This is a genomic window from Streptococcus sp. SG2, from assembly GCF_030439925.1.
Classification (GTDB): domain Bacteria; phylum Bacillota; class Bacilli; order Lactobacillales; family Streptococcaceae; genus Streptococcus; species Streptococcus gordonii.
The window spans coordinates 165,479-186,630 of sequence record NZ_JAQFJD010000003.1; the positions used below are offsets into that span (position 1 = coordinate 165,479).

Sequence of the window (21,152 nt, forward strand, 5' to 3'; positions counted from 1 at the left end):
TGATCTAATCTTTAAAGAGAGACAAGAGAGTTACCATAACTACAGTGGAGCAAACCAATCCGGTCACCTTTATAATCGTATCCGTGTCTAGCTCTAATTGATAACTAAACGATTTTTGAGCTGGTTTATCTTCTGCTACAATACTAAACCTCATTTTTTCCCCTTTCTTACTCCTGATCCAGATACAATCTTTGCGCTTCCGGGCTATGAGTTAGAAGAGCCACAATCAGAAAACTCAAAACTTCTTCTAACAAGTTTGCCTTAAGTCCACGTTTCATAGACAACTTAAAATCATTTTGAATTATTTTAGAAAAATTCATCAAACAGACTCAACTGGTTATCCTCTGGCATATTGCCCAGGATTCCCATATCGTCCATTTTTTCGACTAGGGTGCTAGAGAGGCCACCGCGTTTGCGGAGTTCTGTCTTAGAGAGGAATTCGCCTTCTTCCCGTGCTCTGACCACTTGGCGGGCAACGTTGTCACCCAGACCGTCCATAGCAGAGAATGGCGGGATAAGGGTGTCCCCTTCGATGAGAAACTCGGTCGCATGGCTCTTGTAAAGATCTAGCTTTCCGAATTTGAAGCCTCGCTCCAGCATTTCATTGACGATTTCCAAAGTCGTATAAAGGTCAATTTCTACATTGGAAGCTTCGTTGTTCTTGCGCTTTTCAGCGATTTCGCTCATCCGGCGCTTGACGGTATCAAGTCCGCCACTCATGGTCTTAATATCAAAGGCCTTAGCCCGGATGGAGAAATAAGCACAGTAGTAATAAATCGGATGATGCACCTTGAAGTAGGCCACCCGCAGGGCCATCATAACATAGGCTGCCGCATGGGCCTTGGGGAACATGTACTTGATCTTTCCACAGGACTCGATGTACCATTCTGGCACATTGTTTTCCTTCATAGCTGCGATGTAGCCATTGCGCTCTTCTTCAGAAATCTTCAGCCAGAGGCCCTTCCGCACGCGCTCCATGATCGTAAAGGCCATCTTAGGATCCAAGCCCTTGTGCATGAGGTAAACCATGATGTCGTCCCGACAGCCGATAACAGTGGACAGGTCAGCAATTCCTTGCTTGATCAAGTCCTGAGCATTCCCCAACCAAACGTCCGTCCCATGAGAGAGACCAGATAGCTGTAAGAGCTCGGCAAAGGTCGTCGGATGGGTCTCATCAACCATTCCCCGTACAAAATTGGTCCCAAACTCCGGAATTCCCAGCATACCAGTCGGCGTGCCGATCTGCTCCTGAGTCACTCCCAGAATGTCTGTCCCAGAAAAGAGGGCCATGACACCAGGATCATCCATAGGAATATCAGTAGGATCAATACCAGACAAGTCCTGAAGCTTCCGAATCATGGTCGGATCATCGTGCCCCAGAACGTCTAGCTTGAGGACATTTTCATCGATATCATGGAAGTTAAAGTGGGTAGTCTGCCACTCGGCCGTCACATCGTCAGCTGGATATTGGACCGGTGTAAAGTCATAAACATCCATATAGTTAGGGATAACAACGATTCCGCCTGGGTGTTGTCCAGTCGTCCGTTTAACTCCAGCCGCTCCCTGCGCCAGACGCTCAACTTCGGCGTCTCGGTAGAATTTCCCGTAGTCGCGCTCGTAGCCCTTGACAAATCCATAGGCCGTCTTAGCTGCAACGGTACCAACGGTACCAGCCCGAAAGGCATACTCCTCACCAAAGATATCCCGCACGTCCAAGTGGGCGCTCGGCTGATCCTCTCCGGAGAAGTTCAAATCAATATCGGGTACCTTGTCCCCGTCAAATCCAAGGAAGGTCTCGAAAGGAATATCCTGACCGTTCTTGCTCAGCTTGTGGCCACATTCTGGACAGTCCTTATCCGGCATATCAAATCCAGAACCATAGGAGCCATCCGTAATGAACTCGCTGTATTGACATTTGCCACAGACATAGTGGGGCGACAGGGGATTAACCTCGGTAATCCCGATCATGGTCGCGACAAAGCTGGATCCGACAGACCCCCGCGAACCTACCAGATAGCCCCGCTCATTGGAGCGTTGCACCAGCATCTGCGAAGCCAGATAAATCACGGCAAAGCCATTCCCCAAAATGGAAGTCAGCTCTTTTTCGATCCGTAAGTCGACGATATCAGGCAGCGGATTACCATAAATCTCAAAGGCTTTTTGATAGGTCAGCTCGGCAACCGTCTCCTCGGCCTTATCAATGAAAGGTGTATAGAGGTCGCCCTTGACCACCTCTACCGGCTCAAAGGTCTCCGCCAGCTGATTCGGATTGGTGATGACTAGCTTCTTAGCTAAGTCCTCGCCCAAGAAGGCAAATTCGTCCAGCATCTCATTGGTGGTCCGGAAGTGAGCCTTAGGAAGCGGAGCCGGCTGGGCATTTTCACCGTGACCAATGGTCCGGTTAATCATGGCTCCCTGACCGAGACTCCGTACGATAATTTCACGATAAATTTCTTCTTCCGGCTCGATATAGTGGACGTTTCCCGTCGCAAGGACAGGCTTGCCCAAGCGATCTCCGACTTCAATCAGATTGCGAATAATGGTCTGCAGTTCTTCCTGGTCCTTGATCTGCTCCCTAGCAATCAGTGGCTCATAGATAGCTGGTGGCATGACCTCGATAAAGTCATAATACTTGGCCACTTCGACAGCTGCATCCACCCCCTGAGAGACAACAGCGTCATAGACTTCGCCTTCTGAGCAGGCTGAGCCCAGAATCAGGCCTTCACGATGGGCATCCAGCACGGTCCGTGGAATCCGTGGGACACCTTCAAAATATTTAGTATTGGACAGACTGACTAACTTGAAAATATTTTTTAGTCCCGTCTGATTTTTCACATAAATGGTCGCATGCTTGACCCGAGCTTTCTTGTAGGAATTCTCATCGACAAGATCCGTATTCAGATCCTTGAGATTGGTCACACCATGCTTTTCAGCCACATCCTTGATAAATATAAAGAGGAGGCGGCCCGTCGCTTCCGCGTCATAGTTGGCCATGTGATGGTGCTCCAGAGCAATCTGGAAACGCTTGGTCAAAGGCCCCAGACCATGACGCTTGTACTCTGGATAGAGGTTGCGAGCAAATTCCAGCGTGTCAATGACTGGCTGAGTGATTTTCGGCAGGCCATGACGCTCATAGTTGACATTCATAAAGCCCACATCAAAGGTGGCATTATGGGCAACGAGGACACTGTCCTGGCAAAACTCCTGAAATTCTTTCAGGACCTGCTCCAGGGGTTTGGCATTGCGGACATGCTCATCTGTAATCCCAGTCAAGTCCGTAGTAAAGGCCGACAGAGGATGCCCAGGATTGATAAACTCATCAAACTCAGCGATGATATTGCCCTTGTGCATCTTGCTGGCAGCGACCTGAATCAAGTCATTGTAGACGGCTGAAAGCCCCGTCGTTTCCACGTCAAAGACTACATAGGTCGCATCGCTCAGCGCCATGTCCACTTCATTGTAGACGATGGGCACCCTGTCTTCTACAATATTGGCCTCCATACCGTAAATCAGCTGGATACCAGCTTTCTTGGCAGCCTTGTAGCCATGGGGAAAGCTTTGCACATTGCCATGGTCAGTAATGGCGACAGCCTTGTGGCCCCACTTGGCAGCCGTTGCAACGATTTCCTCTACCTCAGGCAGGGCATCCATAGTAGACATATTGGTATGAGCGTGAAATTCAACCCGCTTCTGGCCCTCAGGCATCAAGTCCTTGCGCTCATAGTGGGTGACTTCCTGCACATCCTGCACATTCATCGTCAGGTCGCGGGTGAAATTGTTCATCTCGACATTTCCCCGTACGCGTAGCCAAGCCCCCTTCTTAATCATGTCAAACTTCTTGGCTTCTTCTTCGTTTTTCATCCATTTCTGCAAGGCGAAGCTAGAAGTATAGTCTGTCATCTTGAAATTGAGCAAGACCCGGCCGGTCCGAGTAACCTTCTGCTCCAGATCAAAGACCATTCCCTCAAAGACCAGACGATTTTCCTCAGTCTGAACTTCAATCATAGGGGTAATCTCTGCCTTATCTAGCTTTGGTTTAGCCGCAGCCTTGCGAGCTTGGAAATCATAGGCTGGTTTTTCCTCTGGCGGTGGCGCCATTTGCTGTAGAGATTCCATGGCTTTGAGAGCTTCTTCATTAGCTTCTTGAACAATCTTGTCATTCTCTGCCTGGAAATTCTCTGCCTGTTGCTGGGTTAACTCATCGCTGTGCTGAACCTGACAGGTCAACTGAGGAAAGCCATACTTGACTAGCTGGCGACTGAGATTTGGTAGGTGATTCTTGCGAAAATGTTCCGTATCAATGGTCGAGGGCCCTTCAATTAGCAACTTGTCCTCATCCAAATGAACCTGCAAATCCTGATAAAGGCTCTTAAATCCATGGCTGGCACATGGACCTTCCTCAAAGGCCAGCTGGTAATAAGCCTGCAAGAGCTCATCTGATAACTGAGGCGCCTGACAGTGAATTTCAAAAATAGCTTGATTGCCTGTCTTCGAAAACTCTTGAGCTAAGCGATTCTGCAATTCCCTAAAAATCTCAACAGGCAGAATATCCTCAAAAGAAAAATGAAATTCCCAGACTCGACTGACCTTGTGGACCAAAACCTTCTCGATTTCTGCATTCAAAAAGGCCTCTGAATTTCTCATCTCCAGTGGCATATCTAGCTGATTCATTAAAATTTCAAACTTGTTTGACATGACATTTCCTCGTACAGTAGTGACCTTATTTTACCATAAATCAGCACTTTTTTCGACAGAAAAAGGACCGAGCAATGCTCAGCTCCCCATATAATTTTCAAGACTTTTTTCTTGGTCCTAAGTTATGATATAATAGAAAAAACATTTACCTAAAGGAGTCTTAACTGTGAAGAAAATTTTACTAGCTAGCATCTGTCTACTGACCCTAACTGCTTGTAGCACGACCAGTCAGAATAAGCAAGAAAATACACCCAAGCAAAGTCAGAGTCAAAGTAAAACCAAAGAAGAAAAGACAAAGACGAAAACTTTTTCTAAAAAAATCGATGAGCATTATACTAATTCAGTCAAACTTTTCTATACTAAAGACAAGATCCTATCTTTCCAACTCATTTCCAGCCAGGCCATCCCTGAAGAAAGTCAAAAAATGAGTGTTGAAGAATTAAAGAAATCCTATAGTGAAGATCTTAAGAAAAGTTCCATGATTGAAAATCAAGAAAAGCTAAAAGGACTTAAGATTCATCTTAAAATTTCTGAAGACAAGAAAAACGCTATAGCCATTTTTGACTTTGACCTCAGAAAAATAGATCAAGAACAACTGATTCAGTCAGCAAGTGACTCTGAAAGTAGTCAAACTTTCTTCAGGAAACTTCAAGATAAACCAGAAGTTGTCTTTGATTATTTGAAGGGGCAAGGACTCGAAGAAGAATAAAAAAGCTTTCTGATTAATTTTTAAACTTATACCTGTTCATAAATTTTAGTATATTTTCTAATACAAGTTATTAACTTTTGTTTTATTTTGATATAAATTTCAAGGAGTTTTTATGCGCTTAACTAAAAAAACTGTTCTTATTGGTGTCGCTTCTCTTATTATTTTAGGCTTAGCTGCATGGGGAGTAAATTTATTTCTCGTTAAGCACAACGCTCAGCAAAGTTTTGATAAAAATTTTATTCACTATCAAGCAAAAAGTGACGATCACGAAACTTTTATTACTCAAGGCATCGGAAAAAAAGAAGTCTATAATTTATCCTACTCTCCTTCTAAGAAGACCATTGAAATAACCAAATCGACTAAAAATGGAGATAGCTATTCTGCCGATTCCATTTACGGAGCAGTAAAACTCTATGATATAAAACAAAACGGTAATAGCTACGTCTTCATTACTGCTGCAAAACCAATAATCGTTGACTTCGGAATGACTTCAGTAAGGGTAACTTATGACGGAGGTAATTTTGAAACCCCATACTCTGAGCTGCATTTTGGTGAATCTTTCCCTAGTGAAGACAACTAGATTGCTACTTCTCTAGACTAACAGTCTTTAACTATCAACTAACCAAGCTATTAGGCTGTGGTTAGTTTTTGTTTGCAAAAAAAGCGGTTGAAACCGCCTTTATTATCTTAATACTGCTTCTGCCAAAGCCTTCTGAATAGCAATGACACTCTTATCACTTCGGAAAGTTAAGATTTCGGCTGGTTCTTCAGCACTGGATACCCAGATTTTCAGCTCAGCATCAAGGTCAAAGTGGCCAGCCGTTTCCACTGAAAATCGACTGATAGAGCGATATGGATAAGACTTATAAGCCGTTTTCTTGCCCGTCATTCCTTGCTTATCAACCAAAATCAAGCGCCCATCTGTAAACACAATCAAATCTCGAATAAGACTGAAGGCCAGTTCCACATTTTCAGTTGGTGTTAGAATATTCTCTAGTTCTCTTTCAACTTTATCAATATCTTTTTGAGAAGCATTGCCCAGCAAACCACTAAATAATCCCATGATTTCGTCCTCCGATTCATTTTTTCTTACTATAGCATTTTCAAGTCCAATAAGCAAAAGAAAACTGCCAGGCAAAACTGGCAGTTTATCTTATTTTGTTAAAATAGACAAGGTTTCGATCAAGTTGTCTGCATGGACTTCAATGGTATCGCCACTTGCTTTAATTTTGACTTCTACAATGCCTTCAGCAGCTTTCTTACCAACGGTTACACGGATTGGCAGACCAATCAAGTCGCTATCACTAAACTTAACACCGACCCGCTCATTGCGGTCGTCGACTAAGACTTCATAGCCAGCTCCAACTAAACTTTCTTCAATCTTATCCGTCAAAGCCAAGCTTTCTTCATCTTTGACATTGACCGGGATCAAATGAACATCAAATGGCGCCAATTCTTTAGGGAAGTTAATCCCCCAAGCATAACGATACTCACCTTTAGGAGTTTTGTTAACAAAGAGGCGGGCATGCTGTTCCATGATGGCTGAAAGCAGACGACTCACACCGATACCATAACATCCCATCACAAGGGGAACTGCTCGGCCATTTTCATCTAGAACTGTTGCATTCATGCTGTCAGAGTAACGAGTCCCCAGTTTAAAGATGTGTCCAATCTCAATCCCACGAGCAAACTTCAGAACACCTTTTCCGTCCGGAGAAATCTCTCCTTCGCGAACTTCACGGATATCGACATATTCAGCAGTAAAGTCACGACCAGGATTTACCCCTGTCAAGTGATAGCCATCTTCATTAGCTCCAGCAACAGCGTTGGACAAGTCTTGAACCTTACGGTCAGCGATGATGGTCACATTTTCTGGCAAATTAACTGGACCAAGAGAGCCAAAGTTTGCTCCGAACAATTCTTGGACTTCTGCTTCTGTTGCTGCTTCAAAGAAGTCAGCTCCCAAGTGGTTTTTCAATTTGACTTCATTGAGCTGGTCGTTTCCTACAAGCAAAGCCACTACAGGCTTTTCATCTGCGATGTAGACCAAGGTCTTGATGGTTTGCTCCTCAGAAACTTCTAGGAAGGCTGCAACTTCATCAATAGTCTTACAGTTTGGTGTTTCCACACGAACCAGTTCAGTTTCAGCTACTACTCGATTGCTCGGCTTGTATTCATTCGTTGCCATCTCAAGGTTGGCTGCATAGCTTGACTCACTAGAGTAAGCGATAGTGTCCTCACCAGAAACCATCCAGTTGCTTAGCTCAGCCTTAATGGCTTCCAAAACATCTGCAGGGATTTCGTCCAAGCTTGCAACGGATTTATCCAATACCAACCAACGATCCAAGTCTGTTCGATCTGGAGTAATCGCCATGAATTCTTGGCTATCCTTTCCTCCCATAGCACCACCATCTCCAATGATGGCTTTAAAATCAATCTCGCTACGAGTGAAGATCTTTTCATAGGCAGACTTGTATTCATCATAAGTCACATCCAAACTATCATAGTTTGCATGGAAGCTATAAGCATCTTTCATGATGAACTCTCGCGTCCGCAAAAGACCGTTACGAGGACGTTTTTCATCACGGTATTTTGGCTGGATTTGATACAGATTCAACGGTAATTGTTTATAAGATTTCACTGAATCACGCACTAGGGCAGTAAAGGTTTCTTCATGGGTTGGTCCCAAAATAAAGTCTGATCCCTCACGGTTCTTTAACTTGAAGAGGTCATCACCATAGGTCTCGTAACGCCCTGATTCACGCCAAAGATCTGCACTTAGCAAAGCTGGCGCCAACATTTCTACTGCACCAATTTTTTCAAATTCTTGGCGCATGATATTTTTAGCTTTTTCAATAACTCTATTGGCCAATGGCAGATAAGAATAAACTCCCGCTGACACTTGGCGAACATAGCCCGCCCGCAAAAGCAAGGCATGACTGATAACCTGCGCATCACTTGGCATTTCACGCAAGGTTGGAATTAGCATTTTACTTTGTTTCATAAAAACTCCTTTAATTACATTTGAAGGCAGTGAAGGCCCTTTAGCAATCTATGTTTTATCTTCACTTGCCCTTACTTAAAAGAATGTACGCATAATATCATTCCAGGTCACAGCAATCATCAGCACAACCATAATCGCTACACCTGCTAAAGTTACATAAGTCTCTGTTTCGCGCTTGAGCGGTTTTCTGCGAATTGCTTCAATAATGTTGAGAACAATCTTTCCACCGTCAAGAGCTGGAATCGGAATCAAATTGAAAATACCAATATTGATTGATAACAGAGCCAATAGACTAATCACCTGATCCAGACCAGCTTGTGCCGCTTGACTGCTGACACGGAAGATAGCAACAGGTCCTCCCAGTTGATTAAGACTAGGATGGAAAATCAAGTTTTTCAAAGCATTTAAAATACGGAAGGCCGCATCCCAAGCCATGGTCAGACCACCTACTAGCATGGACATCAGATCCGACTTCATACCTGGCGTGACACCTAATAAGTAACGACCGCCTTCTTTTTTAGGACTGACTGTTACTTCTTTGGTCTCGTTTCCGCTTTTAACCGTCAGATTAAGTTTGGGATTCTTTTGATCCTTCGTTTCTTTTTCAACTGCCTGAGTCAAATCATCCCAGTTTGAAATTTCTGTCTGACCAACCTTTAGAATCTGGTCGTTATTTTTTATACCAGCTTGAGCCAAGGCGCCGTTTGGAGCAACCTGTACATGATTTGTGTCCAGATTTTGAACCCCACCTTGCAGAGCAATTAGAATCCAAAAAGCCACGATACCCAAAATAAAGTTATTCATAGGGCCAGCAAAGTTTGTGATTAAACGACCCCAGATTGTTGCATTTTGGTACTGAACATCCAAAGGCGCAATCCGAACTTCAGTCCCATCTGCTTCAACGATAGTTGCATCGTGATCAACTGAGTAGGTTCTACTTTCTTCAAGAACCAAACCAGTGATTTCTAATTTATCTTCAAAATCAAAACTTGTCACATTCATTGGCAGGGCTGTCTGGTCAATCTTCTTGCCAGATAGATTTACTCGAATAACCTTGCCTTCTTCATTCAGAGTCAGACTGACAGGTGTTCCAGTTTTGATTTCGGTTGTATCGTCACTCCAGCCAGCCATGCGAACATAGCCACCTAGAGGAAAAATCCGAATGGTATAGGCTGTTCCATCTTTTCCAATATGAGAAAAGATTTTCGGTCCCATTCCAATGGCAAATTCTCGAACGAGAATGCCTGACTTTTTGGCAAAGTAGAAATGCCCATACTCATGGACCACTACAATAATGCCAAAAACAATGATAAAGGTGAGGAGTCCCATAATTCCCATACTTTCCTTACCACACATTCCTTTCTAAATCTTGACTACTGGAGTCTAAATCAAAGAGGCTGGGAGTGTCTCCCAGTACTCTGTTTTTCATTAAATTTTATTCCAGGCAGAAGAAGCCACTTATCTCCAACTCTGCACATCTTAAACAAATTAGAATAAACCTAAAATCCGCATCAGAGGGAAGACAAAGAGCAAACTGTCAAAGCGATCCAAAACACCACCATGGCCAGGTATAAACTTACCAGAATCTTTGACACCATAATGACGTTTAATGGCGCTTTCCACCAAGTCTCCAAACTGTCCAGCTATACTAAAGAAAATAGCATATAAAACCAAAAGCCAGCGATTATGCGGAGCAGCCACACTTCCATCAATCAAAACAAAAATGAAGGTGACTACCATCGCAGACGCGATACCACCGAGGGCACCTGCAACAGTTTTATTGGGTGAAATTGTTGGAGCTAGCTTTTTCATCCCAAAACGGCGACCAAAGAGATAAGCACCACTATCTGTTGCCCAAACAATTAGAAGAGCCAAAAGCACCCTGTTTAGGCCTGCAACTCGAGCATCTAAAAGGGCATTAAAACCTGATCCCACATAGAAACTAACTGCAATCGGGTAGACCACATCATCAAAAGTATAATTGCTACCAACGACGATAGAACCCAATAAGCAAAAGACGACTAGAGTATAAGCAATCACATTGCCATCAATCGGCAAAAAGGTAAAATAATACTCAATCGGAACTGCTAAGACAAAGGCCGCTAACATAGCCAACATACCTTCAAGAGTTGTCGTCGCTAGACCCTTCATTCGGAGCAATTCATGTACTGCCAACATGGCTAAAATGCCTACAACAATCTGAAAAGCGACTCCTCCTAATACGACCAAAGGAAGGAAAATTGCAAGAGCCACTCCCGCAAAAATCAATCTCGTCTGTAAATCCTTATCCATATATTCTCCTAAACACCACCAAAGCGTCTCTGGCGCTTACTATATTCTTCGATAGCTTCTTTTAAAGATTTTTCATTAAAATCCGGCCACAAGGTCTTTGTAAAATACAATTCGCTATAAGCACTTTGCCAAGGAAGGAAATTACTGAGACGTAGTTCCCCGCTAGTCCTGATGATCAAATCCGGATCTCGCAAAATACGAGGCAGGGTACTAGTCTGTAAATAATCCCCAATCATTTCCTCACTAATATCACCTGGGTTAAACTTGGCATCCAAAACTTCTTGAGCAATATTGCGAATGGCTTGAGTTAATTCTGCCCGTCCACCATAGTTCAAGGCAAAGTTCAAAATCAAGCCAGTATTGAGTTTGGTTAGCTCTTCTGCTTTAACCAAGGCATCATATGTAGCCTTAGGTAATCTAGCCACATCGCCAATCATTTGAATCTTCACATTGTTTTTGTGCAATTCTGGCACATAACGCTCATAAAACTCAACAGGCAGGTTCATGATAAATTTGACTTCTTTTTCTGGTCGAGACCAGTTTTCTGTTGAAAAAGCATAGACCGTCAAAACCTGGACGCCCATCTCTTTGGCTGCAATGGTGACATTCTGCAAAGCCTCCATACCCGCCTTATGTCCAAACACACGTGGTTGCAGTCTCTTCTTAGCCCAACGGCCATTTCCATCCATAATAATCCCAATATGCTTTGGCACCTGTAGGGGGATGGTTACTTTTTCCTTCTTTTTTAAGTGAAACATAGCTTTATCCTAAATTTTAATCATTTTATTATATCATAAATCTAATAAAAGTGTTGTTTTAGCAAGTTTTTTGACATCAGTCTCCCAAAACTAGGCTAAGAAGCTTCGTAAAACTCCTCATTCTAACCTCTTACCCCTTTGAAAGGCCTTACCTTCTTATATTATAGGCTTTCCTCTTTTAATTTTCAAGAAATGTCCCCAAACTACAGACTCTGATAAAAAGGTAAAAAAAGAATCCGAGATCCTCAGATTCTTTTTCTTATTCTTCGATAGCAGATTCTTCCACGCCAGCAGCCTCAATCGCTACTTTTGCTTCAGGATCAACTTCTGCTTCAGCTTGTGGTAAGACTGTCTTGATCGCTGTTAATTCAAAAGTCAAATAAACGCCATCAACATCCAAAACAACGGTCCGTTTTTCAGTATCCACTTCATCAACAGTTCCATACAAACCGCCAATTGTGATGACCTCATAACCCTTTTGGAGCTTATTCAAGCTTTCCATGCGTTTTTCCGCTTGTTTTTTCTGTGTGCGGTTCATGTAGAAAATCAATCCAGCCATGACCACAAACATGATAATCATTTGGTATCCCATAGTCGTCTCCTTTCGTTTTTCATGTCTTCATTACTATAACAAATTTCTCTTTTTTTTACAAGAGAGGACTGTTCTTTCGACCTGACTACAAAAGGCTTTAAAGACGATTTTAAAAGACTTTTTTAACATCACTAATAGCTGGTCTATCTTTTAAAAGTTCAAGAGAAAGGGACTTACTTAGCCCCCTCCTTTTCCTTAATAACCAAGACACCATCTTCTAAATCAGCTGTCAAATGCTTAGCATCTAGATTATCCAAGTGGAAGTCAGTCACCTTGTCACGGATTTGTTGCTCGATAACTCTACGGAGTGGACGAACACCCATGACTTGGTCATAACCAGCGTCACGTAGGAATTCCTTAGCTGCATCAGATACTGCAAGATCAATTTCTTTTTTGCTCAAGGTTTGATTTACTTCAATCAGCATTAGATTGACAATCTCCATCAAGTCTTCTTTCTTGAGATGAGAGAACTCAATAACCGCATTGAAACGATTGAGGAATTCTGGACGGAAGTAAGCTTTGAGTCGGTCCATCAGATCAGGCTTTTCAGCATCTTCTTCTAAGCCAGCTTCGTATCCAAATCCAGCATTGGAAGTTGCAATGATAACCGTGTTCTTGAAGTTGACAGTATTCCCTTGACCATCTGTCAAACGACCGTCATCCAGAACTTGAAGGAGAAGGGTAATTACTTGTGGATCAGCCTTTTCAATCTCATCCAAGAGAATGATAGAGTAAGGATTTCGACGAACACGCTCGGTCAAAGTATTGTTGTTATCATCATATCCGACATAGCCCGCAGTCGTACCAATTAGCTTGGAAACAGCAGTCCGATCAGAGTATTCAGACATATCCAGACGAATGATGGCTTCTTTAGTACCAAACATATCCAAAGCTAGTTGCTTAGCAAGCTCCGTCTTACCAACACCTGTCGGACCAACAAAGAGGAAGCTACCAATTGGGCGATTCCCTTCATCAAAGCCTGCACGGTTACGTCGGATAGCTCTAGCCACAGCTTCTACAGCCTTGTCTTGGCCGATTACTTTAGCTTTGAGACGGTCATTCATGCCCTTGAGGCGCTCAATGTCGCTAGCACCCATTTGAGATACTGGTACGCCCGTCATACGTTCAACAGATTCTGCCACGTCGTTGACTGTAGCTGTCACCTTCATATCCTCAGTGTGGTTTTGAATTTTCTTTTCAAGCTCTTCAATGCGAGTCTTAGCATTGAGGGCTGCTTCGAAATCTTCTTTTTCAACAGCGGCTTCCTGCTTGTCTTTTTGCTCAGCGATTTCATGCTCGACCGCATGGACATCAGTCACTGGATGTTGAGCTGCCAAGTGGGCTGCCGTTACATCAACAAGGTCAATCGCCTTATCTGGCAAGCTCCTTTGTGGAATATACTGAACAGAGTAATCTACAGCAGCTTTCAGCACTTCATCTGGTAGAATGACATTGTGGTGCTTTTCGTACAAGTCACGAATACCTTGAAGGATTTTATAGGTATCTTCTGCAGATGGTGCATTGACTTTAACTTCATTGAAACGACGAGCTAGAGCCGCATTTTTGAGAATAGTGTTACGGTACTCATCCTGGGTAGTAGCCCCGATAACTGTCAACTCACCACGAGAAAGCGCTGGTTTGAGAATATCCGCTAGTCCCTTAGAGCCGCTATCTCCACCGGTAGATCCTGCTCCTAGAATTTGATGGATTTCATCAAAGAATAGGATGATGTTGCCAGCTTCCTTGACTTCATTGACTAAGTTTTGGATATTTTCTTCAAAGCTACCACGATACTGGGTACCAGCTTCCAGACCAGAAATATCAACAGAAATAATTTCCTTGTTCTTGATAGCCGCTGGTACATCACCATTGACGATAGCCTGAGCCAAACCTTCCACTACAGCGGTCTTTCCGACACCTGCATCTCCGACCAGAACTGGATTGTTCTTAGTCCGACGAGAAAGGATTTCAGCTGTTTCTTGGATTTCCTTATTACGCCCAATGACTGGATCTAACTTTCCATCACGCGCTTCCTGAGTCAGATTACGACCCAGCTTAGCCAGGATGCCATCTTGCTTAGGTCCATGACCAGCAGTTTGTAAGTCCTGTTCACTCGCTCCTTGACCAGGTAGTTTACCAGTCGCACGATATTGCGCAAATTCCTCTGGCGTCACTTCACGACCGTTAATTAGGTAGCGACGGTTTTCACTATTGTAACCACGCATTCCAGCCATTAATTGATTAAATAAGTCATCCATATTATTAAAATTGTTGTAATTGTTATTCATATTTATACCTCTTCATTTTCAAGAATTGCAAACGATATTTTGTTTTGTGTTTTTCGTTTACATTTGTAATTGTAACATGGTACAAAAGGATTGTCAATAAATTATGCTCAATTTTTTTAAAAAAAATTTACAAGTGTAATCGTTTGAGTTTCTATCCTTATTATTTTCTACAAGGTTGTATTTTTGAAAGAAAAATACAAAAAAACAGACATCCATATTTGAATATCTGTTTTTCTATATTATACTTAAATTTTTAGGCTTTTACTTCAATAACAGCATCACCTTTGCTTACTGTCCCTTGACCTACTGGAGTTACAGAAGCATAGTCCGCAGTATTCGTCACGATAACCATTGTAGTATCCTCAAGACCTGCTGCAGCGATCTTAGCTGAATCAAATGTTCCTAGAACATCACCGGCTTTGACTTTATCACCTTGAGCTACAGTGTGATTGAAGCCTTCACCATTCATTGATACCGTATCAATACCAACGTGAATCAAGATTTCTGCACCATTAGAAGTTTTAAGACCATATGCATGTCCCGTCGCAAAAGCAATCGTAACCTCTGCATCAGCCGGAGCATAGACAACTCCCTCGCTTGGCTTGATTGCTAAACCTTGCCCCATAGCTCCGCTTGAAAATACTGGATCATTAACATCTGCAAGAGCGACAACTTCCCCAGCAACTGGAGCAAGAATTGTTTCATCTTGGAGTGAATTTTCATTTTCAACTACTTGCTCTTCAGCAACCTCTTTTTCTACTGTTTCAACAGCTGCCTCAACAGTAGCTTCTGCAGCAAAAACATCTGCTGCCTTTGTCTTACCGTAGAAATAAGTCAAAGCAAAGGCAATCGCAAAAGCAATAACTTCACATAAGAAATAGAACGGAATTGACTTAGCATCAATTGAAAGGAATCCAAGGAAACCAGCTGAACCAAGAGACACCGCAACAACTTGGAAAAGACCTGCAAAGAGAGCTCCTACTGCTGATCCGATAAGGGCACAAAAGAATGGGAATTTATATTTCAAGTTTACACCAAAGAGAGCCGGCTCTGTAATACCCAAGAGGGCAGAGACACCTGCAGATGATGCAAGACCTTTGGTTTTAGCATTCTTAGTTAAGAACAAAATTGCAAATGTAGCTGCACCTTGAGCAACGTTGGCCATAGATGCAACAACAAAGATAAAGTCACCATGTCCACTACCATTTCGCCAAGCAGAAAGCAATTGCGTTTCGATGGCTGGGAAAGATTGGTGAAGTCCAGTCATTACAATTAATGAATACGTTCCACCAAAGATGCTCATACCAATAAAGCTTGTTGTGTTGTAGAGCCAAACAATTGCATCTGTAATACCATTAGATACCAACAGCATTACTGGACCTACGACTGTAAATGTCAGGAACCCAGTAATCATAACAGATAGCAATGGAGTGAAAGTGAAATCTACAGCGGACGGTAACTTCTTATGGAAGAATTTTTCAAGGTAAGATAGAATCCATACAGCAGCTAGAACTGGAATAACTTGGTAAATATAGCTTGTTTGCTTAACATGCATGCCAAAAATATCCCAAAATTCTGTATAGGCACCAATTGTTGACGCTTTACCAATAAGATCTTTTGCTGTCAAACCAATGATATTTGCTGCACCAGGTGCAACCATAATCATACCAATAGATGCACCTAGGAACTGGTTAGCACCAAAGCGTTTTGCAGCTGATATACCAACTAAAATTGGTAAAAACCAAAATGGGGCTGCAGACATGAGCTGAATCATATCAGAAAGGCCCTTAATAGCTGGATACATTTGAACCAACGATTGAGATCCAAACAATCCTTTAGAGGTAAGGAAATTACCTAAAGCCATCAAAAGACCGCCTGCAACTAAGGCTGGAATAATTGGTACAAAAATATCGGACAAGAGTTTAATCAAAGCCATAATAGGATTAAACTTCTTCCCACTAGCAGCAATCTGCTTCAAATCATCAGTTGAAACTTCTTTAAGACCAGTTTCTTTTATAATCTCAGCATAAACAAAGTTTACGTCACCAGGACCAATGATAACCTGATATTGACCATCTGTTTTAAAAGTCCCTTTAACATCAGCATTATCGTCCAATGCTTTTTGATTAATAATACTGTCATCTTTCAACACAAGGCGCAATCTAGTTGCACAATGTGCTGCTGCCACAAGATTATCTTTTCCAACAGCATCAATAACCTGTTTTGCAACTTTTGAATAATCCATTTGCAAAAATCTCCTTATTAAATTTATTAAACTTTTTTGAAAGCGATTTAATCACCTTTACGAATATTATTTTACCATGATCTAAAAATATGTCAAGCGTTTTGCAGAAATTTTATTTTTTATATGTTTAAAGTTGATTTTTAGGCGGAAAACGTTTACTATAGTAGTAAGAAAAAACACATGACGGAGGAATATGGTTTGGCTTGGACAACTGAAAAACGCTACAGACGCTACGAAGACTGGACTCAGGATGAAGTACAGCAGATTAAAGAAAATATTGCAAAATCCCCTTGGAGGGCCAGCTACCATGTGGAACCTCAGACTGGACTACTCAATGATCCCAACGGTTTTTCCTATTTTGATGGCAAGTGGATCGTTTTCTACCAAAACTTTCCTTTCGGAGCAGCTCACGGTCTCAAGTGCTGGGTTCAGCTGGAGAGCGATGACCTAGTTCACTTTACTGAAACTGGGCTCCGTGTACTGCCAGACACCGCACTAGACAGCCACGGTGCCTACTCTGGCTCTGCCATGCAGTTTGACGACAAGCTCTTTCTCTTCTACACCGGCAATGTTCGTGATGAGAATTGGGTACGTCATCCCTATCAGATTGGCGCCTTGTTAGACAAATCAGGCAAGCTGGAAAAAATTAATAAGGTCTTGATTGAGCAACCTGCTGAAGCCACTGACCACTTCCGCGATCCACAGATTTTTAACTACAAAGGGCAGTTCTATGCCATTGTCGGAGGACAAAATCTAGACAAGCAAGGCTATGTCAAGCTTTACAAGGCTGTTGATAACGACTATACCAACTGGGAAGTCGTCGGCGATTTAGACTTCGCCAATGACAAAACGGCCTATATGATGGAGTGTCCAAACCTTGTCTTCATCAATGACCAGCCAGTACTACTCTATTGCCCTCAAGGCTTGTCTAAAGACGTACTGGACTATGGCAACATTTATCCAAACATGTATAAAATAGGTCAATCGTTTGACATAAATAACGCTGCTTTGATTAATCCTAGCCCTATCCAAAATCTGGACTACGGCTTCGACTGCTACGCCACCCAAGCCTTCAATGCACCTGACGGTCGTGCACTTGCTGTCAGCTGGCTGGGCTTGCCTGATGTGGAGTACCCTTCTGACCGATTCGACCATCAAGGTGTATTCTCTCTCGTCAAGGAATTAAGTCTGAAAGACGGCAAGCTCTACCAATACCCAGTGCCTGCTATCAAGGATTTACGAGCAGAATCTCAGCCTTTCACTGCTCTGTCAGAAAGCAAGAACAGCTACGAACTAGAACTGAATCTCGCTGCGGACAATGAACACGAAATCGTTCTCTTTGCAGACAAGGATGGCAAGGGGTTACGCATCAATTTTGACCTCAAAGCAGGTCTAGTAACGGTTGATCGTAGTCAGGTGGGTGAGCCATTTGCTCTAGACTTTGAAACCAGCCGAAGCTGTAACATTGACAAAAAAGCAACAAATGCTAGTATATTTATAGATAAATCAATTTTTGAAATTTTCATCAATGAAGGAGAGAAAGTATTTTCCGGCCGTGTCTTCCCGAGAGAAGACCAGACAGGCATTGCTATTACCAAGGGCAATCCAACCGGTACTTACTATGAATTAGATTATGGTCGCAAAGCTAACTGATGTAGCAAAACTTGCAGGAGTCAGCCCAACAACTGTTTCCCGCGTCATCAACAGAAAAGGCTATTTATCCGACAAAACGATTTCTAAGGTTGAGGCAGCCATGCGAGAATTGGCCTACAAGCCCAACAATCTGGCGCGCAGCCTCCAAGGAAAGTCGGCCAAGCTAATTGGACTCATTTTCCCTAATATCAGCAATGTCTTTTATGCAGAATTAATTGGTAAATTGGAGCATGAGCTCTTTAAACAGGGCTATAAAACTATCATCTGCAATAGTGAGCATGACTCTGATAAGGAGCGTGAATACCTTGAGATGCTGGAAGCCAATCAGGTGGACGGCATTATTTCCGGTAGCCACAATCTAGGCATTGAGGACTACAATCGCGTGACTGCTCCAATCATTGCCTTTGACCGCAATCTTTCTCCGGATATCCCAGTTGTCTCTTCAGACAACTATGGTGGCGGAGTGCTGGCTGCTCAGACCTTGGTCAAGGCTGGAGCCCAAAACATCATCATGATTACTGGCAATGACAACTCTAATTCCCCGACTGGTCTGCGCCATGCTGGCTTCGCCTCTGTTCTTCCAGACGCCCCAATCATCAATGTATCTAGTGATTATTCTCCCGTCCGAAAGGAAATGGAAATCAAGCACATTTTGACCCATGAGAAGCCAGATGCTATCTTTGCTTCAGATGATTTGACAGCCATTTTAATTATGAAGGTCGCTCAAGAGCTGGACATCAAGATTCCCGAAGATTTAAAAATCATTGGCTACGATGGCACCTACTTTGTGGAGAACTACTACCCACAGCTGGCAACTATCAAGCAACCTCTGAAAGATATTGCTCATCTATCTGTGGACCTACTCCTCAAAAAGATTGCTGGTCAAGAAGTTCAAACGACTGGTTATTTCCTACCAGTTAGTCTATTACCTGGCAAAAGTATTTGATTTTTATCCCAAAAAAGACAACCTCAAAAAAGGAGGTTGTCTTTTTTATGTCTAATCTTTCAAAAAACTCTCAGACTATTTATCAAAGCTTTCTAAGGCTTTTTCACGTTCTTCAACTTGACCCTTAGCGTCTAATTTTTCGCCCTTGTAAACTGTGGATTCCCATGATCCATACATTGGGTTAGGGAAGATGATGAATTTTTCGCCAAATTCTTTTTGAAGTTCGTCCAATTTTTTGTCACGCTCTTCAGAAGATTTTTTGGAGAAGTCTGCAAAGTCAACTAAATTATCCCCAAATAGCATAACTAGATTTGTTGTCTCTTGAACTTTTTGGCGACGTCCTTCTTTTGACTTGACGCCTTCTTCCAAGAACATCAAATGGTCACGTCCCTGAACAGGAATGCCTTCTTTTTCTAGGTTCTTAATGGTTGCATCTACCTGACTAGCCGCACGGTCAGAAACATAGTAAATTTGTACACCATTTTCATTAGCAAATTGGAGGAATTCCTTTGCTCCTGGAACGGCTTTAGCCTCCGCCTTTTGGACCCAAACATCCCAATTTTCAGGTGTAAATGCTGTGCCATCTTTTACATTTTTCACTTGGTAAGGGCTGTTATCCAGTACAGTCTCATCCAAGTCTAAGACGATGGAATAAGGTTTTTCTGTCGGTGTTTTTAATAATTCTTTCAGACGATTCGTTGCAACATTATAGCCTTGTAAATACAAAGCCTTGGTTTCAGCCGCCTTTTGATACCAAAGAGTAGACATGGTATTTTCTCTCGAACGAAGCTGTTCATAGGTCATCGAAATCTTATTATCCGATGTACTGCTCTCTGTTGTCTTATTTTCTGTTGATTTCGAAGCACAGCTCGTCAGAATAATAACTGATGCCAATGCAGAAAAAATGGTTACGGTAGCTTTCGTTGCTTTCATAAAAAAACATCCTCCTAATATTAATCTAATAAAATTATAACGTTTTCATAATGATTGTCAAGAAAGACTCCTAGCTTAGCATCTAATAATTTGCTATTTTTTGAAGGACTAGCTTCACGTAAGGGTTTTGATCTTTTGTATTACTTCACCACTAGCTCCATCTGCATTCTTTTTAGATTCCTTACCGCAAAAAAGCCGAGATAAGAATCTCGGCTTTTTATTCTTCTGTAACAAATTGACTCAAAATCCCATTGATAAACTTACTTGATTTTTCATCTGAGAATTTTTTCGCCAGCTCAATAGCCTCGTTAACTGCAACAAGCTGTGGTGTCTCGTCGTATTCTAGTAGCTCATACAAACCTAAACGCAGAATATTTTTCTCTACCAGAGTCAAACGATCCAAGGTCCAACCAGCCTTCAAATACTGAGTAATCTTATCATCGAGCTCACTTTTGGATTGCATTACGCCATTAACTAGATTGAGCAAGAAGATCGGAAGTTCAACTTGTTCCTCTTCTTCCTTATCATGTAGATAAGCAAAGCGACAAGCTTCAACTATATCCCCATCATACTCCAGACTCATCAATGCCTGAAATGCGCGCTCACGTAAATCACGTCTTGAGTCTACCATTACCTTACTCATTGAGGAAATCCTCGTCAAATAAATCAGCCATATCTGGTTTTGGAGATTTTTCTGGAACAATACCTGCAACATGGACATTAACAGCTGACAAACTTACATCTGCCATATCATGGACAGCACTTTTCACAGCCTTTTGAATAGCCATAGCAACGGTAGGAACCCCTACACCATACTCCAAGTACAGATAAATATCCACTGTTACATCGCCATTATCCGCAGTATGAAGATAGACCCCACGACTCAAAGAACGCTTAGCTAAGCTATCTGACATACTCTTGTTTGCAAAAGAGTGAACTCCGTCTACTTTTGCAGTTGCAATCGCAATGATTTTTTCCAAAACGCGTGGCGCAATAACAATTTCACCTAATTGTTCAGTTGCCATAGTGATTACCTC

General features: G+C 42.5%; 17 protein-coding genes. 4 read left to right on the top strand and 13 right to left on the bottom strand.

Features of this window, described 5'->3' with window-relative positions:
* Positions 1-4: 4 nt before the first annotated feature.
* Both PCY09_RS07740 and PCY09_RS07745 read right to left on the bottom strand, forming a co-directional pair.
* A complete protein-coding gene (locus PCY09_RS07740; RefSeq protein ID WP_008809826.1) occupies positions 5-154 on the bottom strand; it encodes a hypothetical protein in 150 nt (49 codons plus the stop codon).
* A gap of 152 nt (positions 155-306) precedes the next feature.
* Positions 307-4,695: a PolC-type DNA polymerase III gene (locus PCY09_RS07745; protein WP_125397198.1), complete on the bottom strand. Its 4,389-nt coding sequence runs from the start codon at positions 4,693-4,695 to the stop codon at positions 307-309.
* Positions 4,696-4,861: 166 nt separating this feature from the next.
* Here PCY09_RS07745 and PCY09_RS07750 point away from each other — a divergent pair, with 166 nt between their 5' ends.
* Positions 4,862-5,404 (top strand): DUF1307 domain-containing protein, encoded by a 543-nt coding sequence (locus PCY09_RS07750; protein WP_125397199.1) that lies wholly within the window; start codon positions 4,862-4,864, stop codon positions 5,402-5,404.
* 112 nt (positions 5,405-5,516) lie between these two features.
* A complete protein-coding gene (locus tag PCY09_RS07755; protein WP_061594120.1) occupies positions 5,517-5,984 on the top strand; it encodes a hypothetical protein in 468 nt (155 codons plus the stop codon).
* A 102-nt stretch (positions 5,985-6,086) separates the two neighbouring features.
* Here the strand turns inward: PCY09_RS07755 and PCY09_RS07760 are convergent, their stop codons facing one another.
* The 8 genes from PCY09_RS07760 to PCY09_RS07795 all read right to left on the bottom strand — a co-directional run bounded on the left by PCY09_RS07760 (position 6,087) and on the right by PCY09_RS07795 (position 16,583).
* Positions 6,087-6,467: a PH domain-containing protein gene (locus PCY09_RS07760; RefSeq protein ID WP_012130877.1), complete on the bottom strand. Its 381-nt coding sequence runs from the start codon at positions 6,465-6,467 to the stop codon at positions 6,087-6,089.
* Positions 6,468-6,557: 90 nt separating this feature from the next.
* Entirely contained in the window at positions 6,558-8,408 is a 1,851-nt protein-coding gene (locus tag PCY09_RS07765; RefSeq protein ID WP_125397200.1) for a proline--tRNA ligase, read from the bottom strand.
* A gap of 75 nt (positions 8,409-8,483) precedes the next feature.
* Positions 8,484-9,740: an RIP metalloprotease RseP gene (rseP, locus tag PCY09_RS07770; RefSeq protein WP_185760626.1), complete on the bottom strand. Its 1,257-nt coding sequence runs from the start codon at positions 9,738-9,740 to the stop codon at positions 8,484-8,486.
* A gap of 156 nt (positions 9,741-9,896) precedes the next feature.
* Positions 9,897-10,700, bottom strand: coding sequence for a phosphatidate cytidylyltransferase (locus tag PCY09_RS07775; protein ID WP_061593962.1), 804 nt, complete (start codon positions 10,698-10,700; stop codon positions 9,897-9,899).
* An 8-nt stretch (positions 10,701-10,708) separates the two neighbouring features.
* Positions 10,709-11,458: an isoprenyl transferase gene (locus PCY09_RS07780; RefSeq protein WP_008809837.1), complete on the bottom strand. Its 750-nt coding sequence runs from the start codon at positions 11,456-11,458 to the stop codon at positions 10,709-10,711.
* 259 nt (positions 11,459-11,717) lie between these two features.
* Positions 11,718-12,050 carry a preprotein translocase subunit YajC gene (gene yajC / locus PCY09_RS07785; RefSeq protein ID WP_012130881.1) on the bottom strand — a complete coding sequence of 111 codons (333 nt, stop codon included), beginning with the start codon at positions 12,048-12,050 and terminating at the stop codon, positions 11,718-11,720.
* A 173-nt stretch (positions 12,051-12,223) separates the two neighbouring features.
* The gene (locus tag PCY09_RS07790) at positions 12,224-14,338 is read right to left on the bottom strand and encodes an ATP-dependent Clp protease ATP-binding subunit (RefSeq protein WP_125397201.1); all 2,115 of its coding nucleotides are present in this window, start codon (positions 14,336-14,338) and stop codon (positions 12,224-12,226) included.
* Between the two features lie 253 nt (positions 14,339-14,591).
* On the bottom strand, positions 14,592-16,583 hold the full coding sequence (locus tag PCY09_RS07795; RefSeq protein WP_053794344.1) for a sucrose-specific PTS transporter subunit IIBC: 1,992 nt from the start codon (positions 16,581-16,583) through the stop codon (positions 14,592-14,594).
* Between the two features lie 198 nt (positions 16,584-16,781).
* On the opposite strand from PCY09_RS07795, the gene PCY09_RS07800 reads away from it, so the two are divergent.
* Both PCY09_RS07800 and PCY09_RS07805 read left to right on the top strand, forming a co-directional pair.
* A complete protein-coding gene (locus tag PCY09_RS07800) occupies positions 16,782-18,236 on the top strand; it encodes a sucrose-6-phosphate hydrolase (RefSeq protein ID WP_125397202.1) in 1,455 nt (484 codons plus the stop codon).
* Positions 18,217-19,182 (top strand): LacI family DNA-binding transcriptional regulator, encoded by a 966-nt coding sequence (locus tag PCY09_RS07805; protein WP_061601767.1) that lies wholly within the window; start codon positions 18,217-18,219, stop codon positions 19,180-19,182. Before PCY09_RS07800 ends, PCY09_RS07805 begins: the two co-directional genes overlap by 20 nt.
* Before the next feature lie 75 nt (positions 19,183-19,257).
* On the opposite strand, the gene PCY09_RS07810 is transcribed toward PCY09_RS07805, so the two are convergent.
* From PCY09_RS07810 to PCY09_RS07820, 3 genes are all read right to left on the bottom strand, one after another.
* On the bottom strand, positions 19,258-20,115 hold the full coding sequence (locus tag PCY09_RS07810) for a 5'-nucleotidase, lipoprotein e(P4) family (RefSeq protein ID WP_125376282.1): 858 nt from the start codon (positions 20,113-20,115) through the stop codon (positions 19,258-19,260).
* Positions 20,116-20,332: 217 nt separating this feature from the next.
* The gene (gene nusB / locus PCY09_RS07815; protein WP_045504424.1) at positions 20,333-20,758 is read right to left on the bottom strand and encodes a transcription antitermination factor NusB; all 426 of its coding nucleotides are present in this window, start codon (positions 20,756-20,758) and stop codon (positions 20,333-20,335) included.
* Complete coding sequence (locus PCY09_RS07820; protein WP_008809845.1) at positions 20,751-21,140, bottom strand: Asp23/Gls24 family envelope stress response protein; 390 nt, start codon at positions 21,138-21,140, stop codon at positions 20,751-20,753. The genes nusB and PCY09_RS07820 overlap by 8 nt, the downstream gene beginning before the upstream one ends.
* Positions 21,141-21,152 lie beyond the last annotated feature (12 nt).